Here is a 24,537-nt window from a genome sequence, read left to right as displayed (position 1 = left end):
CGCATAAAATAGGATAAAAACAAATCACCTTATCTATCGATTTCTTGCGTAAGATAGGCGATAAAATCCATATTATAATTTAAATAATATCGATTTATATAAAATTCACATTGTTATATCTATCAGTACTTTATGAATTTTAAATAAATTAAAACGAGAGTTAAACGACAGATAAAAAATTTAATAAAACTAAATATTTTAGCATTCAATACAGATGAATTTAGAACAATCAAATAAATTGTTAATTATCAAATACTTATGCTTTATAACATTAAGTTTCATTTCACTATCAGTTTTTGGTCAGATTTTCAACAGTGCACAGAACCCACTTAGTGTAAAATGGAACTACATTCATTCAGGAGGCTTCAAAATCATCTACCCTGCAGAACTTGAAAATGAAGCACAACGAATGGCCAATACCCTACCCTTTATCTACCCGAAAATTGGTCTGGGTTTAAGGCAACAAAACACCACCATTCCAGTGCTGCTTCAGAACCGCGGAACCATTGCAAATGGCTTCGTTCAGCTCGGTCCGAAGAAGTCGGAGTTCTATGCCACGCCACCTCAATATTTCGATAGCCAAGACTGGCTGAATAACCTTGCCGTACATGAACTCCGACACATCGCACAGTTTGACAAATTGACAGAAACGCAAGCACATCCCTTCCCGGAGTTGGTTTACTTTGCTTACTTTGGTGCTGGCTTGCCAACGTGGTTTTTCGAGGGAGATGCCGTAGTGAACGAAACCGCTTTGACCCAGTCAGGCCGTGGCCGACAACCCAATTGGATCATGCCTTTTCGAACTTCAATTTTAGAGGGTAAAAAATTCAGCTACAGCAAAGCCTATTTTGGCTCGAACAAAGATGTCACTCCGGGTTACTATCAAACCGGTTATTTAATGGTCGCCGACATGAAAGAAAAATATGGCCAGTTCATTTCCGACAGTTTGCTTGGCGACATCAGAAAAAGACCGCTGAGGCTTTATCCATTTTCACAAAGCCTGAAAAAAATCACCGGAAAAAACACCAAAAAATATTTCCTTTCGACACAGGAAAAACTAGCACAAAACTGGAAAGATCAAGACGAAAAAAATCAGGCGGAAAATTATATTAGTTTGAATAAAAAAACATCAATCGCAAGCAATTATTTTCTCCCTGTTCGTTTAAATAAAAATCAAATTTTAACCCTTAAAGAAAGTAAGCAGGAAGCCCGGTTTTTCACTATCATCAATCAGGACAAAACAGAGGAAAGATTGTTCGGAATCGGTTATCAGGAACAGCCCTGGTTCAGCTATAAAAATGGTGTCTTGGTATGGGATGAAATCCGTTATGATCCGCGATATAAACAACGAAGTTATAGCGTGATTTGTTCGTATAATTTAAAGACCAGGAAATTCAAAAAATTAAGTAGCCGGAGCCGGCTCTTCTCTCCTACCCTTTCAGAAGATGGCAAAAAAATTATTGCGGTAAAAGTTGAACTTAGCAATCAATTTAATTTGGTAGAAATCGATGCTTCATCGGGCAAGGTATTGAAAACTTATCCTAACCCGGAGAATGAAATTTTGCAGACATCGGGATTTGATAAAAGCGGAAACAAGATTGCATACATCAGCGTTAGCGAAAAAGGAAAAAGTTTATGGTTAATGAGTGGAGCAAAAAAAACATCACTCATATCAAACAGCAGGCAACAGCTCAGCCGACCAATTTTTATTCAGGATAAAATTGTTTTCAATGCACACTTTAACGGCATCGATAATATCTACGGCATTGACACCATTTCCAAAAAAATCAGCGCATTAACAAGTTCGAAATATGGCGCCTTCAATCCGACAGAAACTGATGATGAAAAAATCATTTTCAACGATTACAAAATCAACGGTTATGAAATTGCCGAGAAAACAATTACTGAAAAACCAGTGGGTGAAAATACTTTCGTTGATTTTTCTTCAGCAGCAGAAAAGCAAGAGCATGCAGGCAATGTATTTGAAAATATTCCTGATAGTACGTACCAATCAAAACGTTTTCGTCAGGGCTTAAATTTATTTAGCTTTCACAGTATCATTCCAGTGATCGATAACGAGTATGTTTTTGGACTGGAGCTACAATCTAACAATTTATTGAATACCATGGATTTTTACACCGGTGCAAAATATCACCGGGATTTAAAACGTTTTGAGTACACAGCAGATGTGAGCTATAAAGCACTCTACCCTATTTTTAGTGTTCTGTATCGCAACCGCCCAAAACGAACGTTCTATCGGGCTAAAAATGCGATTCAGCAGGGCGATTGGAGAGAGCACTACATTAAACTTAATGCAGCTGTTCCTTTATCATTCAATGCCAGAAACCAAAACTATTCTTTCACCCTAAATGCGGCTACCAGTTTTACACAACGATATTTGCCAGAGAACATGCCAACTAATTTTATCCGCACATTAAAATTCCCGTTGGAATACAATTTTACTTTCAATCATAGTGTGCGCACAACCGAAAGAGATATTGCTCCGAAATGGGCTCAGGTTTTCAGGGCAACTTACAACCACCAACCTTTCGATAAAAACCTGGGCGGAGAAATTATGGCTTTGGAAAGTTTCTTTTATTTTCCAGGATTTGCAAAAAACCATTCCTTTCTGGCAAGTTTCAATTATCAGAAAGCAAGCGGCGTAAATCAATATGCTACAGAAATTGCCACGGTTTATGGTTACAATAATATCCCCGCGAAAAGCAAACTGCAAAACAGCATGCTTTTCAACTATCGCTTTCCCTTTGCCTTTCCCGATTGGGAATTGAGTTCACTCGCTTATGTGCGCAATTTCAGGGCTGGCTTATTTTGCCATTATGAAAACATCGGCACAGGCACCAATTTTGGCGAACCTAAAACTTATGGCATAGAATTGAACAGTAGCTTAAACATTTTGAGGTATCAACCTGTTGTTGATGTAGGAGCGAGATTGGTTTTTGTTAACAAGATTTACAATCAAAATCCGATATTAGAGTTTTCATTTAATTATAGCTTTTAAACCCATGAGCGGAAAAACCATCTTCATCATCATCCTAACAGCATTGTTAACCATTTTTTTGATGGTGAACACCGAGCCAGTCGATTTCGATTTCCTCGTATCAACCGTAGCGGTATCTAAACTTTTGGTTATTGGCATTTGCATCATCATTGGTTTTATTATCGGTTTCATTGTCGGCCGACCAAGAAAAACAGTGAGTAGTTACGATGCCGAAATTGAAAGAAATCAACCGGTTTCGACAAAAAAAGAACTGAGTGATGAAGATAGAGATTATATTTCTTAAAGACAAGTAGCGAAGACTTGCCAGGATTTTGAGGATTAAATGATTTTAGGATCTTTTGGTTGCTAGAGGTTCAAAACAATGTGTAACTGATTAAAAAATTTAATCGATATTAGCGTATCCCTATTTCTAAATAGTAAAATTTAGTTTTTCTAAAATGAAATATGGCGATTTAACAGGAAAAATCATCGGCTGTGCGATGAAAGTACACGGAGCTTTGGGCTCGGGCTTTCAGGAAGTAATTTATCAGAGAGCGCTTGCAATTGAAATGCAGAAACAAAATTTGAGTTTTTGTAGAGAAATGGAAATGACAATTTTCTACGATAACATTCAAATCGGCATAAGAAGAGTCGATTTCTTTGTAGAAGATATTATAATGGTCGAATTAAGGGCAGTTTCCGAGCTTAGTGACTTACACCTGAATCAAGCAATAAATTATCTGGAAGCATATAAACTTCCAATCGGCTTGCTTATAAACTTTGGAAGCAAAAGCCTTACATTTAAAAGAGTTTACAACACTAGCCATCCAGATAATAGAACTTTAATATGAGCAGTCAATCTTAAAATATTTTAATCTTGACAATCCTAGTAAAGACAACTAGCTTAAATACTAAAAAAGCAAATCATAGAACTCTTTAATCTTAACAATCCTAGTAAAGACAACTAGCTTAAATACTAAAAAATCAAATCTTAGAATCCTTGAATCTTAAAAATCCTAGTCAAGACAACTAGCCTAATGCGGTCATAATCTCTCCGTAAAGCAAACCACTTCCGCCACCGTAGTGCTGAATAATCTTAACTTCGGGTTTTAGCGTATTTATATTCACTCTAAGCGCTTTTTCGCATTCTGGATCGATACCGTTACCCAAAAGCACTAAATCGACATCCTGCGCTTTTAAAATCGACAGCGCTTCTTCATCGGTACAAACGCAAATCCCCTTCCATTCTGGTCGGGCGTTTAGCAAGCGGTTCATTACAATTGTTATTTCTGTATCTCTTCCGATGTAAAGTATGGTTGTTTGCATAATTTTAAGTTGAAGGTTAAAGGTTAAAAGTTGCGAGTAAAAGCATTTAGCCCCCGCAACCTTTAACACATCACTAAATTATTATAATTCCATCGGAACATCCATTAACAAAACTTCAGCATCGCCGGTATTTGCTTTAAAGCTAATGCTATCTGCATCCCAGATACCTAAACCATCTCTTTTGCTTAAAGTTTGTCCGTTGATGGTTACTTCTCCACTAATTACAAAAGCGTAAACACCGTTTCCTTCTTTTTTAATTTTGTATTCGGTTTCGAAGCCTTCATCAAATTTACCTAACGAAAACCAGGCATCCTGATAAATCCAAACACCAGCATCATCCTGGTTGGGAGATAAAATTTGCTGGAAATTGTTGCGACGAGCTTCAACATCTAATGCTAACTGATCGTAACGTGGTGTAACGTTTTTCTTGTTTGGAAATAACCAGATTTGCAATAAACTTAGTTTTTCATCAGGCAAAGCATTGAACTCACTATGGCTAACACCAGTTCCGGCGCTCATCACCTGAATTTCTCCGCTTTTAATTACTGCTGAATTTCCCATGCTGTCTTTGTGTGCAATGGCTCCGGCTAATGGAATCGTGATGATTTCCATATTATCATGTGGATGCGTTCCAAAACCCATTCCACCATCAATCAAGTCATCATTTAAAACCCTCAAAACTCCAAAGTGCATTCTTTCAGGATTGTAATAGTTAGCAAAGCTGAAAGAGTGGTGAGCGTTTAACCAACCATGATTTGCATGGCCTCTGGTGTTTTCTTTGTGCAAAATAAACTGTGACATAAATTTCCTTTCTTGTTTATGATACAAATTTACTGCAGGTTTCAAGCCTGTGCATTGATGTAGGGTAAGAAAGTCTGAAGTGTTTAGTCAGAAGTCCGGAGTCCGAAGTCTGCAGTTTTAATTTCTCAACGATTAAATTTTGCTAAAACGGCATCGCTATTGAGTTCTCTCAGTGCATCTAAAGCTATCCAATTGGCTTTTTTATTGTTTTTAGCTAAGATATTGTTTGCAGTTTCGATTGCATACGGATGCAAAAAAGCATTTCTTTTTCCGATTTGCCTCAATGCCCAATTAATGGCTTTTTTAACAAAGTTTCGATGATCATAAGCTTCCTGCTCGATGATTGGCAAAAACTCCAGAAAAGTTTCATTCGGTTCTTTTTTGAGATGAACAGCTGATGTTGCCATCAAAACAAAACCTGTTCGTTTTACAAATTGTTCTTCAGCTTGTGCAAATTCGAAAACCTTTGATTTAAAATACGGCGTTTTAACAAAAAGGTTAGCACAGGCCTGGTCGCAAATATCCCATGAATTAAAATCTTTTGTCCAGGAATCTATTTGCGTTTCTGTAACGAGTTTATAATCGCCAATAAAGGTGGCTAACAACCTGGCTTCGTGAAATTCAGTTTCCCAAAGCTGTAAAGATAAATCCTGATTTTTACCAATGGTTTTGGCCAACTTTCGAATATTGGGCACACGGATACCAAAAGCCTTTGAGGTATCAATTCCAAAATGCGCCATCTTTTTTAAATATTCAGGTTCACTGATGGCTTTTAGTTCGGATAGGATAAAGTCTGTAACCCCTAAATCCCCTAAAGGGGACTTTGACTTTCTATCGCCCAACCCAGAATCCACTGAAAGAGGTTTTAACTTTCTATCGTTCATAACACTAATTTAGGTTTTTAGCAATTACCTAAGTTAAGTAAACCCGATTGTAGTGAAAAGGCTTTTTAAGTTGCAGCAACCCTGAAAGCACTGTCATGCTGAGGCACGAAGCATCTGCAAGCGAAGAAACAGATGCTTCGTGTCTCAGCATGACAGTGAGTATTAAAAAGCTTGAAACAAAAAGCGGGGCTATCGTAACCGAAGCCCCACTGTATTTGCTTTTCTAATTAAGATTTTGAAATAAATTCAGAATGACGGCCAGCTTAGGTCAGCGCCTGCTCAATATCAGCTAAAATATCATTGATATGCTCTAAACCGATTGATAAACGAATAGAACCTTGCTCAATGCCAACAATGTTACGCTCTTCTTCGGTCAGCTTGCTATGTGTACTCGTTGCCGGATGTGTTGCGATGGAACGTGTATCGGCCAGGTTCGCTGAAATAGAGAACATTTTCAGTCCATCCATAAATTTGCGGGCACCTTCTACGCCACCTTCAATGACGATGGTAACAATGCCACCGCCCTGTTTCATTTGCTTTTTAGCAATTTCATATTGTGGGTGCGACGGCAAAAACGGGTACTTCACCAATTTGATTTTAGGATGTTTCTCCAGGTATTCGGCAACTTTTAAGGCATTTTCGCAATGGCGGTCCATACGAACAGCCAATGTTTCCAAACTTTTTGACAAAATCCAGGCGTTAAACGGCGATAAAGATGGTCCGCTGTGACGGGCAAAATTCATTACTTCCGTGATTAAGGCTTTCGAACCTAAAATTATACCTCCTAAAACTCGCCCTTGTCCATCAATGTATTTCGTTGCCGAGTGAATGGAGATATGAGCACCCAAGGCAAGTGGCTGCTGTAGATATGGCGTTGCAAAACAATTATCCACCACCAAAAGCTGATTGTGTTTTTTCGCCAGATCACCTAAAAATGCTAAATCAATAATATCGATCCCAGGATTCGACGGCGTTTCCACAAAAATCATTTTTGTATTGGGCTTAATCAAACCTTCCCAGTCTTCAGGTTTATCCAAATCAGCATAATCAAAAGTTACGCCCCATTTAGAAAAAACATTGGTTAGCAACTGGTGTGTAGAACCAAAAACCGAGCGACTGGAAACAATATGATCGCCGTTTTTTAAAAATGCGCCAAAGGTTGTAAAAATTGCGGCCATTCCGGTAGCTGTTGCAAAGCCATCTTCAGCGCCTTCCAGCAAACACATTTTTTCGATAAATTCTGAAGTATTTGGGTTTGCATATCGACTGTACACATTCCCTTCTTTCTCGTTAGCAAAAAGCGCCCGCATTTCTTCCGCATCATCAAATTTATAACTCGATGTTAAATATATGGGTGCTGAATGCTCTTTGTGTAAACTGCGTTCAACCTGGGTGCGTATTGCTATGGTTTCAAAATTTTCGGATTTCATTTTTTACTAAGATATGAGTATTGAGATTTGTGATATGCGATTCAGACCCTAAGCCCTAAACCCCTTAACCTAAACCTTATTTATGTTATATGTAAAGTTAATTTTTGCAGATCGGCCTAAAATATTCGACACCGAGCAGTATTTATCAAAGGTCATCGCTAAAGCACGTTCTACCTTTGTCGGATTTAAATCGCCAGATAATTCGAAATGAATATCAATTACATCGAAAATCGGAGGCATTTCTTCATCTTTACGTGTAGCATTGATGGCAATTTTAATATCATCTAAAGGTTCTTTTTGTTTCGTTAACACATTTATCATGTCAATTCCACTACATCCACCTAAACCAACCAATAGCATTTCCATCGGTCTAAAACCTTTTCCCTCGCCACCAATTGCCGTTTTTGCATCTAATTCGACGGTAAAACCGCCTTCATTTTCAGCCTCGAAATTAAACTTTCCGCTTTTGCGGATGAGATTTATATTCATGTTGTTAGTATTCTAGTATCGAGTAGTCGGTATAAAGTATCAAGACAAATTGCTTTCTGCTTTTACCTTTCAGCTCCATTTAAATATTATAATAAACTAAATTGTCTTTTTCCAGTTCGGGCAGTTTAACGGGTTCGTTAAAAATTGCAAAAACCGACGAACCGCTACCACTCATTAAAGCGAATGTTGCGCCTGCATCGTATAAACTGGTTTTTATTTGATGAATTTGGGGATACTTTGCGAATACCGATGGCTCGAAATCGTTGATAACCTTATTTTTCCATGTTGTTGGCGACAAATGTATGATTTCTTTTAAGGATTGCAAAGGCTTTTGAGGTTTTACTAAAGCATAAGCATCGGCTGTGCTTACGTGTACGGGCGGTTTTACCAAAACTTTAAACCACGCTGACAAATCGACTTCACATTTTTCAAATTCATCGCCTTTGTTAAAAGCGTAAACAGGCTTATTTTCGATAAAAAAAGCACAATCTGCGCCTAACTGTCGGGCATAATTTTCCATTTGATTAACAGATAAACCCAACCGAAACTTTTCATTGATCAGTTTGATAACGAAGGCGCAATCTGCAGAGCCGCCTCCTAAACCCGCACCTACGGGAATATTTTTCAATAAATTTATCTGCTGTGCAGGAATATCAAAATCAGCTTCTATTAATTTAAATGCTTTTAAACAAAGGTTGTCGTTAGCATCGCCTGGAATATCAATGCCATGAATTTTGCAAGATGTTTCATCAGCATCAATAATCTCAACTGCATCTTTAATATTTATCGGGTAAAAAACGGTTTCGAGGTTATGGTAACCATCGCTGCGTTTCTCGGTGATGTTTAAACCCAGGTTTATTTTTGCGTTTGGAAAGGATAACATGCTGATATACGATTTTTGATTTACGATTTACGATTTCCGTCAAAGTTAAAATCGATACGCACACAAACATACAAAAGTGTTTTTAGTGATTGATGTTTCTGCAGAATTTCTCCAGCCGAACTTGAAGCGCAAAGCCTGTAAACCTATTCAAGTCTGTTCCTGTGTTTCGCTTTTACGCTTCGCTTCGTCGTGCCTCCTCGCTGCAGGGTATCGCTGCACCCAGGGCTATATCGCAAAATTTGTACAACTATTTAAGTTTCAAAAAACCGTAACGCCTAAAATCATTGCAATGTTAGTAAATATTAAGTGTGCATAAAAAGGCGCACCAACAAATCATAAATTTTAGATATTTGTAGTTAGTTATTTATTTAAGATTTTAGAAGCCCCTTTAGGGGTTTGGGGTTATGAAACAATATTTAGATTTAATGCAGCACGTGTTGGATACCGGCGCACAAAAACACGACCGTACAGGAACTGGAACCATTAGTGTTTTTGGCTATCAAATGCGTTTTAATTTGCAAGAAGGTTTTCCAATGGTTACCACTAAGAAATTACATTTAAAATCTATTATCCATGAATTAATCTGGTTTTTAACCGGCGACACCAATATTAAATACTTAAAAGATAATGGCGTTCGAATTTGGGATGAATGGGCAGATGAAAACGGAAATCTAGGGCCAGTTTATGGTTCGCAATGGAGAAGCTGGCCAACACCAGATGGACAACACATCGACCAGATTACTAACATCATCAACACAATAAAAAACAATCCTGATTCGCGTAGAATTATTGTTTCTGCATGGAATGTGGCAGAGATAGAAAATATGGCTTTGCCTCCTTGTCACGCTTTCTTTCAGTTTTACGTTGCCGATGGAAAATTAAGTTGTCAGTTATACCAACGCAGTGCCGATATTTTCCTTGGTGTTCCGTTTAATATTGCATCTTATGCTTTATTAACCATGATGGTGGCACAGGTTTGCGGTTTAGAAGCGGGCGATTTCGTGCATACTTTAGGCGACGCACACTTATACAACAACCACATTGAGCAGGCTCATTTACAGTTAAGCCGTGACCCAAAGCCATTGCCTACAATGAAAATCAATCCTGACGTGAAAAGCATCTTTGATTTTAAGTTTGAGGATTTTACTTTGGAGAATTACGAAGCACATCCACATATTAAAGGAGTGGTGGCGGTTTAACCCCCCCAACCCCCTAAACGGGGAGCTAAAAGCAAAATGGAAATTATGGAGTGTAAAAATCAGATTGCTTCACTCCGGCTCAAATCCCCACACTCCAGTTCGCAATGACGCACCGATTGTCGTCATTGCGAGGAGGAACGACGAAGCAATCTCATTTTAAGTTAGTTCGCTATCTTAAAATTTCCTTCCCTACTTTATACTAATGAACTAATGACCAATCAACCAAAAAACCTTTCCATCGCCGTTGCAGTTGGCGAAAACTTTGCCATTGGCAAAAACAACCAACTCCTGTGGCACATGCCTGCCGATTTAAAGTTTTTCAAACAAACCACTTCAGGTCATGCGGTTGTAATGGGGCGCAAGACATTTGATTCTGTTGGCAGACCACTACCAAACCGCAGAAACATTGTAATCACCAGAGATTCAGCCCTAAAAATTGAGGGTGTTGAGGTGGTTAATAGCCTGGATGAAGCGTTAAAAATCACTAAAGACGAAGATAAACCAGTTTTCATTGTGGGTGGAGCCGAGATTTACCGTCAGGCTTTGCCAAAAACAGATATCCTTTATTTGACTACCATCCATCATACTTTCGATGCAGATACTTTCTTCCCTGAGATCGATCGAAACGAATGGGAGCTTGTGAGTGCTGAACCCCACAAAGCCGATGAAAAGAATAAATACGATTATACTTTTGAGGTTTTAAAAAGGAAATAACCCAAAAGTCGTCACTGCGAGGTACGAGGCAATGACGAGTGCATTAGGCTAGTAGCCAACAATATTAGTTGTACAGTTGCCACCTAAACCCGATAAAGTGGAAATACTTTTTTTTGCACAAATGTTGGTGAACCGCCGTGCTGAGGTACAGCATGTCCTGACCTTTCGGGAAAGCAGCTGCAACCTATGAAACAAATGCTTCGTGCCTTTGCATGACAGCAGTGGAAAAAAAAGATTGGAACGATAGCGGGACCGAACCAAAGCCAAATGCTACTGCAATTGCTTTCCAAATAAATCGACGCATGATTTATCGCTAAAACATGTTCGATGTAACGAATCTATAGTGATAATTCTCTGTCGAAAATTAATCTTAATAAATTATCAATTAAGGGGTTCTATAATTTAAAAATTTAATTAGATTTGCCGACTTGTTAAAAAACAGCGAAAGACAAATTATTTTAAACAAACAATGCAAGGAAAAGGTTTTATTAAGTTTATAGCGATAGTATTGGCTATCGTTTGTGCGTATGCACTTTCTTTTACTTTGGTAGCATCCAAGGTGGAAAAAGACGCAAAAAACTATGCGAAAGGTGATGCAGCCAAAGAAAAGGCTTATTTAGATTCGATGAGTACCGAAAAAGTTTATCCAATTGTTGGATTTACTTATGGCGAGGTTAAATCGAAAGAGATTAATTTAGGTTTAGACTTAAAAGGCGGTATGAACGTAACGATGGAGATATCGTTAGCGGAGTTGGTTAAATCATTAGCGGGCAACCCTACTGATGCAAACTTCAACAAAGCAGTTCAAAATGCACAAATCCAGTTAAATGCTGGTGGTAAAGACTACATCAAAATTTTTGTTGATGAATTTGAAAAATTAAGCCCGGGTGTAAAACTTGCTGATTATTTTTCAAACCAGGATAATGCATCACAACTAAAACCTAGCGCAAGCAATGGCGAGGTTGAATCTTTCTTAGAAAAAGAAGCAACAAGCGCTATCGACCGTTCATTTACTGTTTTACGTTCTCGTATTGATGGTTTCGGCGTTGTGAGCCCGAACATGCAAAAGCAAGAAGGCAGTAACCGCATCTTAATCGAGATGCCGGGTGTTCAAGATAAAGAGCGTATTGCTAAACTTTTACAGGGTTCTGCAGAATTACAATTCTGGCAGGTTTACCAGGTTCAGGAAGTTGCACCTTTGTTAGAAAACATCAATAAAACTTTAGCATCAACTTTAAAAACTGAAGCACCTGCTACAACTACTGATACTGCTGCTAAAGCTGGAAGTAAATTAGCGGGTTTAGAAAACGCAGCTAAAGATTCTACTGATAAAGGCAAACTTGCCGGCTTAGCGAAAAAAGATTCTACAGCGGTTAAAGCCGAATTAGCAAAATCTAACCCATTATATGCGGTTTTAAGTCTTCCAATTTACCAGGGAGAAAACGGACAACAACAATTAATGCCGGGTGCAGTTGTGGGTATGTCGTTACAAAAAGATACTGCTAAAGTTAATTCATACTTAAAACTTCCAGAAGTTGCGGCTGCAATTCCATCTACGATGAAATTTATGTGGAGCGTTAAACCGAGAGAAGGTTCTAAAGTTTTCGAATTATATGCAATTAAAGTAACCAGTGCTGATGGCAAACCAGATTTAGGTGGTGATGCAATTAGCGATTCACGTGCTGATTTCGATCAAAAAGGCAAACCAGAAGTAACCATGTACATGACCAGCGAAGGTGCTGCGAAATGGAAAAAAATTACTGCTGAAGCTGCTGCTGATCCAAACAATAAAAAATCTATCGCGATTGTATTAGATAACATGGTTTATTCTGCTCCTACAGTTCAGAATGAAATTGGTGGTGGTGTTTCATCAATCACCGGTAACTTTACACAAGCCGATACTAAAGATTTATCAAACATTTTAAAAGCAGGTAAATTGCCAGCTCCAGCTCGTATTGCTGGTAGCTACGTAGTTGGACCAACTTTAGGTGCACAAGCCATTCACGATGGTTTAATTTCATTTGTGATTGCGTTTATCGTAATCTTAATCTTCATGGCATTATATTATCACCGTGCAGGTTGGGTTGCTAACTTCGCTTTATTGGTTAACTTATTCTTCATCATTGGTATTTTGGTATCATTAGGTGCGGTTTTAACTTTACCTGGTATTGCTGGTATCGTGCTAACCATCGGTTTATCAGTTGATGCGAACATCCTGATTTTCGAACGTGTACGTGAGGAACTTGCGTTGGGCAAAAACATTCCAACTGCAATAAAAGAAGGTTTCAAACATGCAATGCCATCTATTTTAGATGCTAACATTACGGTATTTATCTTAGGTGCTATCCTTTATGCTTTCGGTAGCGGACCAGTTCAAGGTTTCGCCACTACTTTGTGTATTGGTATCCTTTCTTCATTGTTTGCAGCTGTATTAATTTCAAGAGTGGTTTTCGAAGCGATGTTAGATCGTAAAATGGAAATCAGTTTCGATAACAACTTTACCCGTAACGCATTCAAAAACCTAGCGTTCAACTTTGTTGGTCGCCGTAAAATTTATTACATCATTTCTACCGTAATTATCCTTGCAGGTATTGGAATGTACTTTAAAAATGGTGGTTTAAACCTTGGTGTTGACTTTAAAGGTGGTAGAACTTATCTGGTTCACTTCGATAAAGCAGTGAATACTGAAGATATCAAATCTCAGTTAACGCCAGTTTTTGGTAACGAAACGCCTGAGGTTAAAACAGCAGGTGAAGCCAGCCAGGTTAAAATTACTACTACTTTCCACATCGAAGATCAGGATATCAAAACTGATAAAGTTGTTGAAGATGCTTTAAACAAAGGATTAACTGGATCTAAATATGAAATTGTAAGCTCGCAAAAAGTAACCCCAATTATCGCCAGCGATATTGTAAATGGTGCTTTCTATGCGGTATTAATTTCATGTGTATTCATGTTTATCTACATCGTAGTACGATTTAAAAAGTGGCAATATGGTTTAGGTGCTGTATTGGCATTAGCGCATGACGTTTTAATGGTACTATCATTCTACACTATTTTAGATGGTTTAATGCCATTCTCATTAGAAATTGGTCAGGATTTCATTGCAGCAATTTTAACGGTAATGGGTTACACCATGACAGAAACCGTTGTTGTATTCGACCGTATCCGTGAGCGTTTGAAAGAAGCTGGTAAAGAAGATTTACATGGCGAAGAGCGTAACCAATTAATCAACTTCGCGTTGAACAGTACATTAAGTCGTACCATTTTAACTTCATTAACGGTATTCTTCGTGTTATTGGTAATCTTTATTTTCGGTGGAGACAGCATCCGCGGATTTATCTTCGCATTATTGATTGGTCGTGTGATCGGTACGTACTCATCACTATGTATCTCTACTCCTATCGTAATCGATTTGGGTAGCTCAGAAGAAAAGAAAAAGTAAACGTCAAAATCTTAATAAAACGAACGCTCCGATTTTATCGGGGCGTTTTTTGTTTACAAGAATTAACTTATCCTCTATTTTTTGAAAATCAGTTCCGGTATTTCATAGGAGACAGCAGCCCTGCTGTACACTTTATTCCGCTGCGCTTCATGTTCGTTTCCATCAGGTTTATCTCACTCAATGTATTGTCAAAACCTCGGAAAACCCTTCGCGTCATGCTAAAGTTATATTATTTTCAATAATCATTGAAAATTCAATACTTAAACCTTTTGGCTATCTTTTTGTTACGTTTGCAAACAAAAAAAGCAGATAAAATGGATTTACAACTTCCAAAAAGTGAATACCCAAGAGTAGTAATTGTTGGTGGTGGATTTGGTGGCATTGAATTAGCAAAAAGACTAAAAAACAAACCTTTTCAGGTAGTCATGCTGGATAAACATAATTACCACACTTTTCAACCATTACTTTATCAGGTAGCAACCGGAGGTTTAGAAGCAGAATCAATCGCTTTTCCGCTTCGAAAAATATTTAAAGGACAAAAAAACTTCATTTTTAGGGTAACGAAGGTTACAGGGATAAATGCCGGTGAAAACTGCTTACAAACCGATATCGGAAACGTTAAATATGATTACCTGGTTATGGCCACAGGTTCTACCAGCAACTTTTTCGGGAATAAAGAAATCGAAGACAATTCGATGCCAATGAAATCAATTCCGGAAGCTTTGGATTTAAGAAGTTTGATATTGCAGAATTTCGAAAAATCACTGATTGAGGTTAACCCGGAAAAAAAGAGTGCATTATTAAACTTTGTTGTAGTTGGCGGCGGCCCTACTGGCGTAGAAACTGCCGGAGCAATCTCCGAGTTGAAAAAACACGTTATACCAAATGACTATCCAGAGATGGATTTAAGTAAAGTAAACATCTATTTGATAGAAAACTCTCCGGAACTTTTAGGACCAATGTCGCCGCAGGCACAGGAAAAGTCAAAAGAATTTTTGCTTAAGATGGGTGTGAAAGTAATGAACGAGACCCGCGTATTAGGTTACGATGGGCACACACTTACACTCCAGGAAAAACCTTCCATTGTAAGCTCAACAGTAATCTGGAGCGCCGGTGTAAAAGGACAAGTGATTCCAGGCTTGGACAAAGCAGAGGTTGTTAGAGGAGGAAGATTAAAAACTGATACTCAAAATTTGATAGTGGGTTATCAGAACATTTACGCCATTGGCGATGTGGCAGCAATTATTGATGAAGAAACGCCGAATGGCCATCCCGGAGTTGCTCCTGCGGCTATTCAACAGGGACATCACCTGGCAAAGAATTTAGTAAACATTGTAGAAAATAAACCGTTAGAAAAATTCAAATATTTCGACAAAGGCTCCATGGCTACAGTGGGTAGAAATAAAGCGGTTGTAGATCTTGGCAAAATTCGCTTCCAGGGTGTTTTCGCCTGGTTTACCTGGATGTTTGTGCATTTGATGACCTTGGTAGGATTTAGAAATAAAATCATTGTGTTTGTGAACTGGTTATGGAGCTATTTTAGTTACGATAGAGGAACAAGGCTAATTATCAGAACCTTTGCCAAGGATAGAAGTGTTGATTACCGGGAGGAAGTTAAGGAAGTTCTATAGTTGATCGCTAATGGTCAATGAACTATAGACTATCGACTATGAACTACAGACTATGGACTATCGACTACGGCCTCAACAAAAATGTTTCCCCATAACTTCTTTTCTTTGCGAAAAACTTTGCGCACTTTGCGGTTAAACCAGATCATATGAGCCGAGACAAATTCAAATTAGTAGAGTGCCCTCGTGATGCCATGCAGGGATTACATGACTTTGTTCCTACCGAACTAAAATCAGAATATTTAAATTTATTAATGCAGGTTGGTTTCGATACGCTCGATTTTGGGAGTTTTGTATCACCAAAAGCCATTCCACAGATGGCAGATACTGAAAAAGTTTTAGCCAACTTAGACTTGAGTAATACCGCGACAAAGTTACTGGCTATTGTAGCCAATTTAAGAGGTGTAGAGCAGGCTGTTTTGCATAAGGAGATTAGTTACCTCGGATTTCCCTTTTCGATCTCAGAAACGTTTCAACAGCGCAATACCAATTCTAGCATTGAGCAATCACTTGTTACTGTAGAAGAAATGCTCGACCTCTGCGCCAAAAACAACAAAAAAGCTGTAGTGTATTTGTCAATGGGTTTCGGCAACCCTTATGGAGATGAATGGAATTATGAAATTGTGGAGAAATGGGCAGATGTATTGGTTAGCAAAGGTGTGGAGATTCTTTCACTAGCCGATACAGTAGGAATTTCTACTCCCGAAAAGATAACAGCGATTTTGCCACAGTTGATTACAAAATTTAAAAGCACAGAAATTGGCATTCATTTACACTCCACTCCTACTGAAAGGTTTGAAAAAATTGAAGCTGCATACGATTGTGGTGTAAAGCGAATCGATTCAGCTTTGAAGGGATTTGGAGGTTGCCCAATGGCTGCTGATGACTTAACAGGAAACATCGCAACGGAAGATGTCATCAGTTATTTAAATTCAAAAGGCGAAGAACTCAATCTCAACATGGAAAAGTGGAATGAGGCAATGCTTTTATCAGGAAGAATTTTTGGGTAAATAATAAATTTTACTTGAGTCGTCATTGCGAGGTAAGAAGCAATCCTACAACTTGGGTAAGATTTAAATCAATTAAAACACTTCAATATTATTGCTAATGCTTTAAGATTGCTTCGTACCTCACAATGACGAAGAAACCTAAACCTTCTTTACCATTTTAAAATGCTGAATTCCGGCTTCTTCAAATTGATCACCTTCAGAAACAAAACCAAACTTAGCATATAAACTTACTGCATCAAGCTGAGAATTGAGGTAAATATAATGTGCATCTTCAGGTAAATCAGAAAGCGCTTCGGCAATTAATGCCCTTCCAACACCCTGACCTCGAAAGTCTTTCAATACTGCGAAACGTTCCAGCTTGTATCCTTTATCTGTTTTACGCCAGCGGCAAGCACCACAAGGTTGTCCGTTTTGGGTAGCAAGAAAATGAGTAGACACATCTTCGTTCTCCCACTCCAGTTCAGGCGGGCAATTTTGCTCATCTACAAATACAATTTTACGTATAGCAAATACTTTGTCTAAATCTTCGGGATGGATAACTTTTTGAACCTGTAAACTCATTACTTCTGCTTTTTAAAATGTTTATTCGTTTTTAATTTTGATTCGTTTAATTCTTTCGCCACATCTATGGAGTGCGAGCAATGAATATCGGCCTCTTTCTTGGCAAGTGTGGCAATCGTAACATAAAATTTATGCAACTGATCCAGTTCGCGTTCGCTTAAATCCTCAATATCCACCATACGGTTGCTTGCGCCTTGTTGAGCGGCTATAAGTTCATTTAATTTTAGCTGGATTGCTTTTCCGTCTTTATTTTGCGCTTTCTGAATTAGAAATACCATCAGAAAGGTGATAATTGTTGTGCCTGTGTTAATCACCAGCTGCCAGGTTTCTGAATAATGAAAAACCGGACCAGTTACCGCCCAGATCATTACGATAGCTGTAGCAGCAATAAATGCAACTGAACTGCCTGTAAACTTTGTTGCAGCATTGGCGAATTTCTCAAAAAAATTATTTTTCTTGATATGGTTTTTAGCTTTTGTCATCACATTTATTTGATTAAATATAATCATAAACAAACAAAAGCGCCATCGGTTTTTTACCAATGGCGCTTTCGTTCTGAGCTTGAATGTTAAAAAAATTGTAACGTTGTAAAGTTAGCTTGTTCCAACGTTATAACACTTTAACATTCAAATATTAAAGTTTATCGTTTGCGTTGATACAGTTTAAGTCTTCAAATGCAAGCGTTAAACGTTTAACAAATGCTTCTTCAGCTTTACGTAACCAAACACGTGGATCGTAATATTTTTTATTCGGTTTATCATCACCATCAGGGTTACCGATTTGGCCTTGAAGATAAGCCTCGTTCTTTTTATAATATTCTAAAATTCCTTCCCAAAATGCCCATTGCATATCGGTATCGATGTTCATTTTGATTGCACCATAAGAAATCGCTTCTCTGATTTCTTCCTGAGAAGAACCTGAACCACCGTGGAAAACAAAATTGATAGGTTTCTCTGCAGTTAAGTTGAATTTTTCTTTGATAAAATCCTGAGAATTTTTCAAAATAACTGGCTGTAATTTCACATTACCTGGTTTGTAAACGCCGTGTACATTACCAAACGCTGCAGCAACTGTAAAACGTGGAGAAACTTTGCTTAATTCTTCGTAAGCATAAGCAACTTCACTTGGTTGTGTATATAATTTCGAGCTGTCTACATCGCTGTTATCAACACCATCTTCCTCGCCACCTGTAACACCAAGTTCAATTTCGATCGTCATGTTCATTTTCGCCATGCGCTCAAAATATTTTGCAGAAATCTCCATGTTTTCTTCGATCGGCTCTTCCGATAAGTCAAGCATGTGTGATGAAAATAACGGTTTTCCTGTTTCAGCGAAGAATTTTTCACCATGATCTAAAAGGCCATCAATCCAAGGCAACAATTTTTTAGCGGCGTGGTCGGTATGTAAAACCACGGCAACACCATAATGTTCTGCCAATAAATGTACATGTTTAGCTGCCGATACAGCACCTAAAATACATGCCTGTAATTTCTCATTATCTAAAGATTTACCTGCGTAAAATTGCGCACCACCATTTGATAATTGAATCATAACAGGCGAATTTACTGCCTTAGCAGTTTCCAATACCGCGTTAACCGTATTTGTACCGGTTACGTTTACTGCTGGTAAAGCAAACTGATGTTTTTTAGCCTGCTCAAACAATTCTTGAACGGCATCTCCGTAAATTACGCCTTTGTAGCCTTTTAAACTCATCTCTTGTTAATTTTATTAAGTCCGAAGTTAAAAAAAAAATTAACATTCCAAGCTTTTGTAACAACAGAATTATTTGCCTTACAACCAAATAAGGGCTGTTTAGTGTAAATAGCACATTATCCTTAGTGTAAAAAACACACACTTGTGGAATAAATAATTCACAATGATCAATAATCAAACCCGGCAACGCTTTTTAGAAAACTCAGCCTGCTGATGCTTGATGATATATTGGTTTATACGAATTGTTGGTGCGCTTGCCAGTCTGATCATTGAAATTTGATTATTGGTTGTTAATTAATGATCTGCATTTGATTCTAATTTGATCATTGGTAATTCTTTATCTTAATTATATTTTTCGTTTCTTTGCAATCCAATTCTTTAAAAAATTATATGGCTTGGTTTAAGAGAGAAAATAAAGGTATCATTACCACCACCGAAGAGAAGAAAGAGGCACCAGATGGCGTGTGGAATAAGTGTCCAAATTGCAAAAAACCGCTTCATCAGGCAGAACTTCAGGAAAACAAATACGTTTGCCACTACTGTAACTATCACTTGAGAGTAGGTTCTAAAGAATATTTTGAAGTTTTATTTGATAACAATGAATTTAAAGAGCTTTTTGCTAACTTAACTTCCGGCGATCCATTAAACTTTAACGATAATAAACCTTACACTGATAGAATCATTGAAAGCCAGGCTAAAACAGGTTTAAAAGATGCAATCAGATCGGGAGTAGGCAAAATTGAAGGTCAGGATATTGTAATCGCCTGTATGGATTTCGCGTTTATTGGTGGCTCAATGGGTTCGGTTGTGGGAGAAAAAATTGCCCGCTCAATTGATTACAGCATTAAACATAAAATTCCATTCCTGATGATTTCAAAGTCAGGCGGTGCCCGTATGATGGAAGCTGCATTTTCGTTAATGCAAATGGCTAAAACATCAGCAAAACTTGCTTTATTGAGTCAGGCTAAAGTTCCATATATTTCTTTATTAACTGACCCAACAACTGGCGGCGTTACAGCATCTTATGCCATGCTTGGTGATATCAACATTGCTGAACCTGGTGCTTTAATTGGCTTCGCAGGTCCAAGGGTTATTAAAGAAACCATTAAAAAAGATTTGCCTAAAGGTTTCCAAACTTCTGAATTTGTATTGGAACATGGTTTCCTTGATTTTATTGTTGATAGAAGAGCCATGAAAGCTAAATTAGGCGCTTTTATTAAGATGATGAATAATTAAGTTGATCAATAGTTCATTAGTCAGTGGTTCATTTGAACGGATAGACTAATTGGCATTTGAAGTATCATACAAAAAGCTGGGCTTAAATAACTTTGGTTATTTTAAGTCCAGCTTTTTTTGTTTACAAATTAAAAGTAAACTCAATTTCAACAGGAAGGCAACGCCCATTCATTAATAGATTGAAATTTTAAGTTACATTTTACTTACTTTTGCGCTCGAATATGAGTCGGAAAAAGAAATTTGCCAAAGAGAGTTTTACCATTATGAATGAATTGGTATTGCCCAACGATACCAATACCTTAAATAATTTAATGGGTGGCCGCTTACTCCATTGGATGGATATCGCTGCAGCCATTTCGGCGCAAAAACATTGTAACCGCATTGTAGTTACCGCTTCAGTAGATAATGTTTCTTTTAAACATCCTATAAAATTAGGCGATGTGATCACCATCGAAGCTAAAGTAACCAGAGCATTTAATACTTCGGTGGAAGTTCGTTTAGATGTTTGGGCTGAAAATATTCCGAGTGGTGCCCGCCAGAAAAGTAATGAGGCTTACTACACTTTTGTAGCATTTGATCAAAGTGCCAGAACGATACCGGTTCCTGAATTAGTACCTGAAACACCCGAAGAAATCGATCTGTTTGATGGTGCGTTAAGACGCAGACAATTGCGACTGGTTTTAGGTGGCAAAATGCATCCAGATGATGCCAGTGAATTGAAAGCGCTCTTCTTTAAAGCGTAATTTTTACAAAAAACTTCTTGGTGCTTAAAAGGTTTATTTTATTTTAGCAATTCATCATTCGCTCGAAATTATGACTACATACACCATTCTGATTATTTTAAGCGGATTAGTAATTTTCTCATATCTGTTTGATTTAGTGGCGAGTAGAACCAAAATACCGTCGGTTTTACTATTGCTATTGCTTGGTATTGGCTTAAGGTTTTTGGTAGAATACCTGAATATCCACACCTTTAATTTTCTGTCTATTTTACCTACACTTGGCACCGTAGGGCTAATTCTGATTGTATTTGAGGGATCGCTGGAACTTAAATACGACCAGAATAAAAATAAAATCATTAAAAGTGCATTTTTCTCAGCGCTCACGATTCTGTTGGGTACAGCAACGTTAATTACGGTTATTATCTACCAGATATCTCACAAAGATTTATATACCTGCATTGCCAATGCAATTCCTTTTAGCGTAATTAGTTCGGCCATTGCTATCCCATCTGCAGCGGCATTGGGCGGAAAAGATAAAGAATTTGTTGTTTATGAATCGTCTTTTTCCGATATTCTGGGGATCATTATTTTTAACTTTGCCATAACCAATCATTCCATTACAACCTCGGCCTTTATTGGACTTGGTTTAAGTACCTTCTTAATTATTTTACTTTCAGCAATAGCCTGTGTGGTGTTGTTGTATATTATGGGGAGATTGGTACATCACATTAAATTCTTCCTGATCATATCGATCTTAATATTAGTTTACGCAATCGGGCAATCCTATCACCTATCGTCGCTTGTTTTAATATTAAGTACAGGTTTGTTTTTAAATAATGCTGATGCAATACAGAATGTATGGTTTAGAAGTATATTTTTATACAAAAACCTATCGGCTGATTTATCTCAACTCTACCAGTTATCAGCCGAGAGTGCATTTATTTTACGCACATTCTTCTTTGTGATTTTCGGTTTTACCATGAACGTTCAGGAGCTGAACAATTTACCCATTATAGGAAATGGCTTATTCATCCTCGCTTCAATTTATGTGATCAGAATATTTTTCCTCAAAATTTTCAAGAAAGATTCTATTGCACCCATCCTATATATTGCTCCACGGGGACTCATCAGTATATTGCTGTACTTCAACCTGCCAGCTTCGCTGAAAATACCCGAGGTAGGCACATCTTTTTTGTTCCTGGTGGTACTGGGATCAAGTCTGGTAATGACTTTGGGCATTGCGTTGAGTAAACGGAAAGTGGAAGAAACTACGGCATAAAAACAACAAGCAATTTTATAGACTTGAAATTGCTTGTTGTTCGAGTAATTTTTCAGAAAATATAAAGGAAACTAACTTCCCATTTCTAGAATTTTATCGAATTCTGTTGCTTTTAACGGCATTACCGATAAACGTCCCTGACGTATGAGCGAAATGTCGGCTAAGCTAGGTTCTGCTTTAATCTGCTCCAAAGTTACAGGCTTTTTCAAAGTTTCAACAGGCGATAAATCAACCACAACCCAGTTTTTATCATCGGTTGTTGGATCCTGATAAAACTCTTTTACCACCTTCGCGATTCCTACCACATTCTTACCTTCATTACTGTGGTAAAACAGCACTAAATCGCCTTCTTTCATCTCTCTCAGGTTGTTACGGGCCTGATAATTGCGAACGCCATCCCAAAAGGTACGCCCATCTTCATTAAATTTCTCCCAACTGTATTTAAAAGGTTCTGATTTGACTAACCAATGATTCATTTGCTTTATTTATTTAAGGCTCAAATTTACAATTTCCACGATAAATTAATGTTTTAATCATCAATATATGATGGGAAAAACAGGCTTTTTTTATATAAAACATTTTACACAAAAAATGCGTTTAACTACATGCAATTAGTACTTATACTACAAAAAATTTATTTAAATTTGATACAGTAATCCCTTCCCATGAAAATAAAATATACGCTTTTAATTCTTTTGCTTTCGATGATCGGAAGCCATGTTTTTGCACAATCGCATAAAAAACTTCTGCGACAAGAAGAAGTTGCCCGAAATGACGTTAAAAATTTTAAATTAAGTAAATCGGACCTGAAAATTTACAGAAAAGGGAAAAGTGGCAGAACCTCTGATTATTTCAAGCCAAGAGTCGAAAACGTTTCAGATACCACTTTGTTAAGAGATTCTGCCTACGTTAAAACTTATCGCAATTTTGCTTATAGTAAAACTTCGCACAGAAAAGGTGCGGGCGAATATGTCATTATTGCAGGCGCTATTGTTGTACTAGCGGGAATTTCTGCATTGATAACACTCTAACTAAAGGCTAAGCATCGTTTTTCACGAAATATTTAAAGCATTAGTGTACTATTTTAAAAACCAATTCCTTTAAAAGTTCGCCGTCGGTTACATTTCCAGAGCTATCTAGCCCTTTGCTTTTTAAATCATATTCTCTCAATAAACTCACTACCTGAAAAACCTTACCTGTATTGTAGTTTCTTGCGGCCACTTCGTAATCTTTAATAAAAAATGGTGGTACACCAAGTGCAGATGCCGCATCTGCTTTATTGGGAATATAATGGTATTTTAAAAGTTTGGTAAAATAACCGCCCAAATTAGCGAGTACCATTACCGTTGGGTTGGCTTTTGGATTACTTGAGAAGTAGTTAATGATTTTATTGCATTTCAAAACATCGCGAATGGCTAAAGCCTTCTGGAGTTCAAAAACATTATATTCCTTACTAATTCCAATATTTTTTTGAACCAGATCTGCATTAATCGTAACCTCTTTCGGTACATTAAGCATCAGCTTTTCAATTTCATTGGCGATCTTTGAAAGGTCAGTCCCTAAATATTCTGCCATCAAAGCTGAAGCCTGCTGATCGATTTTATAACCTTTTTCCTTAATAAATTCTTCTATCCAGGGAACCAGTTTGTAATCACGCACCGGATCTGACTGAAAAATTAAACCGCTTTTGCTAATGGCTTTGTATATTTTCTTACGTTTATCGAAGTTAGCATATTTAAAAGCCAATACCAGAATGGTACTTGGCAGAGGCTTTTCGAAATAGCTCAGTACAAATTCAGCTTCCTTGCTCCCACCATCATCTTTTCCCCATTTCAAATCCTGCGCTTCCTTAACAATAACCACCTGATAGTCTGACATCATTGGATATCGCTTTGCAGCACCCAAAACCGTTGCCATGTCGGTATCTTTCCCGTACAGAACAGTTTGATTGAAACCTTTTTCGGCATCATTCAACAATTTATCTTCAATGAAATCGGTTACCTGATCGATATAATACGATTCTTCGCCATGCAACAAGTACACCGGTTTAAATTTACGGGCTTTGATGTCTTTGATAATTTCGGAAGCAGTCATTGCCGTAAAATTACAATTTAGCTTTTATGAATTGAGCAAATGTTTATAAACAATATTAACTTTGGCGCTTGTTGCTTAATTGTTCAATTGGTGAATTGGTTAATTCGTTAATTGGTTAATTGCTT

The 24,537-nt window shown here is 37.6% G+C and carries 23 protein-coding genes; 12 read left to right on the top strand and 11 right to left on the bottom strand.

All coding sequences use genetic code 11. The annotated features are described in order from the left end of the window. Positions 1 to 214: 214 nt before the first annotated feature. The 3 genes from R2Q70_RS04480 (at position 215) to R2Q70_RS04470 (ending at position 3,849) form a co-directional block, all read left to right on the top strand. Positions 215 to 3,019 (top strand): hypothetical protein, encoded by a 2,805-nt coding sequence (locus tag R2Q70_RS04480; RefSeq protein ID WP_316806451.1) that lies wholly within the window; start codon positions 215 to 217, stop codon positions 3,017 to 3,019. A 4-nt stretch (positions 3,020 to 3,023) separates the two neighbouring features. Next, positions 3,024 to 3,302, top strand: coding sequence for a lipopolysaccharide assembly protein LapA domain-containing protein (locus R2Q70_RS04475; protein ID WP_316806450.1), 279 nt, complete (start codon positions 3,024 to 3,026; stop codon positions 3,300 to 3,302). Positions 3,303 to 3,456: 154 nt separating this feature from the next. After that, the gene (locus R2Q70_RS04470; RefSeq protein ID WP_316806449.1) at positions 3,457 to 3,849 is read left to right on the top strand and encodes a GxxExxY protein; all 393 of its coding nucleotides are present in this window, start codon (positions 3,457 to 3,459) and stop codon (positions 3,847 to 3,849) included. Positions 3,850 to 4,027: 178 nt separating this feature from the next. On the opposite strand, the gene R2Q70_RS04465 is transcribed toward R2Q70_RS04470, so the two are convergent. The 6 genes from R2Q70_RS04465 to ispE all read right to left on the bottom strand — a co-directional run bounded on the left by R2Q70_RS04465 (position 4,028) and on the right by ispE (position 8,811). Continuing rightward, positions 4,028 to 4,324 carry a hypothetical protein gene (locus R2Q70_RS04465; protein WP_316806448.1) on the bottom strand — a complete coding sequence of 99 codons (297 nt, stop codon included), beginning with the start codon at positions 4,322 to 4,324 and terminating at the stop codon, positions 4,028 to 4,030. A gap of 81 nt (positions 4,325 to 4,405) precedes the next feature. Continuing rightward, entirely contained in the window at positions 4,406 to 5,125 is a 720-nt protein-coding gene (locus R2Q70_RS04460; protein ID WP_316806447.1) for a pirin family protein, read from the bottom strand. A gap of 125 nt (positions 5,126 to 5,250) precedes the next feature. Then, positions 5,251 to 6,009: a DNA alkylation repair protein gene (locus R2Q70_RS04455; RefSeq protein ID WP_316806446.1), complete on the bottom strand. Its 759-nt coding sequence runs from the start codon at positions 6,007 to 6,009 to the stop codon at positions 5,251 to 5,253. A 263-nt stretch (positions 6,010 to 6,272) separates the two neighbouring features. Next, entirely contained in the window at positions 6,273 to 7,439 is a 1,167-nt protein-coding gene (locus R2Q70_RS04450) for a trans-sulfuration enzyme family protein (RefSeq protein WP_316806445.1), read from the bottom strand. Positions 7,440 to 7,508: 69 nt separating this feature from the next. Next, positions 7,509 to 7,928, bottom strand: a complete 420-nt coding sequence (locus R2Q70_RS04445; protein ID WP_316806444.1) for an OsmC family protein — start codon at positions 7,926 to 7,928, stop codon at positions 7,509 to 7,511. A 79-nt stretch (positions 7,929 to 8,007) separates the two neighbouring features. Next, on the bottom strand, positions 8,008 to 8,811 hold the full coding sequence (ispE, locus tag R2Q70_RS04440; RefSeq protein ID WP_316806443.1) for a 4-(cytidine 5'-diphospho)-2-C-methyl-D-erythritol kinase: 804 nt from the start codon (positions 8,809 to 8,811) through the stop codon (positions 8,008 to 8,010). Positions 8,812 to 9,215: 404 nt separating this feature from the next. Here ispE and R2Q70_RS04435 point away from each other — a divergent pair, with 404 nt between their 5' ends. The 5 genes from R2Q70_RS04435 (at position 9,216) to R2Q70_RS04415 (ending at position 16,807) form a co-directional block, all read left to right on the top strand. After that, positions 9,216 to 10,010 (top strand): thymidylate synthase, encoded by a 795-nt coding sequence (locus tag R2Q70_RS04435; protein ID WP_316806442.1) that lies wholly within the window; start codon positions 9,216 to 9,218, stop codon positions 10,008 to 10,010. A 210-nt stretch (positions 10,011 to 10,220) separates the two neighbouring features. Then, positions 10,221 to 10,724 carry a dihydrofolate reductase gene (locus R2Q70_RS04430; RefSeq protein WP_316806441.1) on the top strand — a complete coding sequence of 168 codons (504 nt, stop codon included), beginning with the start codon at positions 10,221 to 10,223 and terminating at the stop codon, positions 10,722 to 10,724. Positions 10,725 to 11,193: 469 nt separating this feature from the next. After that, positions 11,194 to 14,169, top strand: coding sequence for a protein translocase subunit SecDF (secDF, locus tag R2Q70_RS04425; RefSeq protein WP_316806440.1), 2,976 nt, complete (start codon positions 11,194 to 11,196; stop codon positions 14,167 to 14,169). 314 nt (positions 14,170 to 14,483) lie between these two features. Beyond that, complete coding sequence (locus tag R2Q70_RS04420) at positions 14,484 to 15,800, top strand: NAD(P)/FAD-dependent oxidoreductase (RefSeq protein ID WP_316806439.1); 1,317 nt, start codon at positions 14,484 to 14,486, stop codon at positions 15,798 to 15,800. Between the two features lie 146 nt (positions 15,801 to 15,946). Then, positions 15,947 to 16,807 (top strand): hydroxymethylglutaryl-CoA lyase, encoded by an 861-nt coding sequence (locus R2Q70_RS04415; RefSeq protein WP_316806438.1) that lies wholly within the window; start codon positions 15,947 to 15,949, stop codon positions 16,805 to 16,807. A gap of 138 nt (positions 16,808 to 16,945) precedes the next feature. Here the strand turns inward: R2Q70_RS04415 and R2Q70_RS04410 are convergent, their stop codons facing one another. The 3 genes from R2Q70_RS04410 to fbaA all read right to left on the bottom strand — a co-directional run bounded on the left by R2Q70_RS04410 (position 16,946) and on the right by fbaA (position 19,081). Next, complete coding sequence (locus tag R2Q70_RS04410) at positions 16,946 to 17,368, bottom strand: GNAT family N-acetyltransferase (RefSeq protein ID WP_116167537.1); 423 nt, start codon at positions 17,366 to 17,368, stop codon at positions 16,946 to 16,948. Then, on the bottom strand, positions 17,368 to 17,850 hold the full coding sequence (locus R2Q70_RS04405) for a low affinity iron permease family protein (protein ID WP_316806437.1): 483 nt from the start codon (positions 17,848 to 17,850) through the stop codon (positions 17,368 to 17,370). Before R2Q70_RS04405 ends, R2Q70_RS04410 begins: the two co-directional genes overlap by 1 nt. A gap of 151 nt (positions 17,851 to 18,001) precedes the next feature. After that, positions 18,002 to 19,081, bottom strand: a complete 1,080-nt coding sequence (gene fbaA / locus R2Q70_RS04400; RefSeq protein ID WP_316806436.1) for a class II fructose-bisphosphate aldolase — start codon at positions 19,079 to 19,081, stop codon at positions 18,002 to 18,004. Between the two features lie 390 nt (positions 19,082 to 19,471). Here fbaA and accD point away from each other — a divergent pair, with 390 nt between their 5' ends. The 3 genes from accD (at position 19,472) to R2Q70_RS04385 (ending at position 22,318) form a co-directional block, all read left to right on the top strand. Then, positions 19,472 to 20,317: an acetyl-CoA carboxylase, carboxyltransferase subunit beta gene (gene accD, locus R2Q70_RS04395; protein WP_316806435.1), complete on the top strand. Its 846-nt coding sequence runs from the start codon at positions 19,472 to 19,474 to the stop codon at positions 20,315 to 20,317. Between the two features lie 221 nt (positions 20,318 to 20,538). Continuing rightward, entirely contained in the window at positions 20,539 to 21,060 is a 522-nt protein-coding gene (locus tag R2Q70_RS04390) for an acyl-CoA thioesterase (protein ID WP_316806434.1), read from the top strand. A 70-nt stretch (positions 21,061 to 21,130) separates the two neighbouring features. Then, on the top strand, positions 21,131 to 22,318 hold the full coding sequence (locus R2Q70_RS04385; protein WP_316806433.1) for a sodium:proton antiporter: 1,188 nt from the start codon (positions 21,131 to 21,133) through the stop codon (positions 22,316 to 22,318). Between the two features lie 71 nt (positions 22,319 to 22,389). Here R2Q70_RS04385 and R2Q70_RS04380 read toward each other — a convergent pair whose 3' ends face one another. Further along, entirely contained in the window at positions 22,390 to 22,794 is a 405-nt protein-coding gene (locus R2Q70_RS04380; RefSeq protein ID WP_316806432.1) for an EVE domain-containing protein, read from the bottom strand. A gap of 189 nt (positions 22,795 to 22,983) precedes the next feature. On the opposite strand from R2Q70_RS04380, the gene R2Q70_RS04375 reads away from it, so the two are divergent. Next, entirely contained in the window at positions 22,984 to 23,349 is a 366-nt protein-coding gene (locus tag R2Q70_RS04375; RefSeq protein WP_316806431.1) for a hypothetical protein, read from the top strand. A gap of 40 nt (positions 23,350 to 23,389) precedes the next feature. On the opposite strand, the gene holA is transcribed toward R2Q70_RS04375, so the two are convergent. After that, on the bottom strand, positions 23,390 to 24,412 hold the full coding sequence (gene holA, locus R2Q70_RS04370; RefSeq protein WP_316806430.1) for a DNA polymerase III subunit delta: 1,023 nt from the start codon (positions 24,410 to 24,412) through the stop codon (positions 23,390 to 23,392). Positions 24,413 to 24,537: the final 125 nt, after the last annotated feature.

Source organism: Pedobacter agri, assembly GCF_032678665.1.
In the GTDB taxonomy this organism is placed as follows: Bacteria; Bacteroidota; Bacteroidia; order Sphingobacteriales; family Sphingobacteriaceae; genus Pedobacter; species Pedobacter agri_A.
This window is presented reverse-complemented; position numbering and strand designations above follow the sequence as displayed.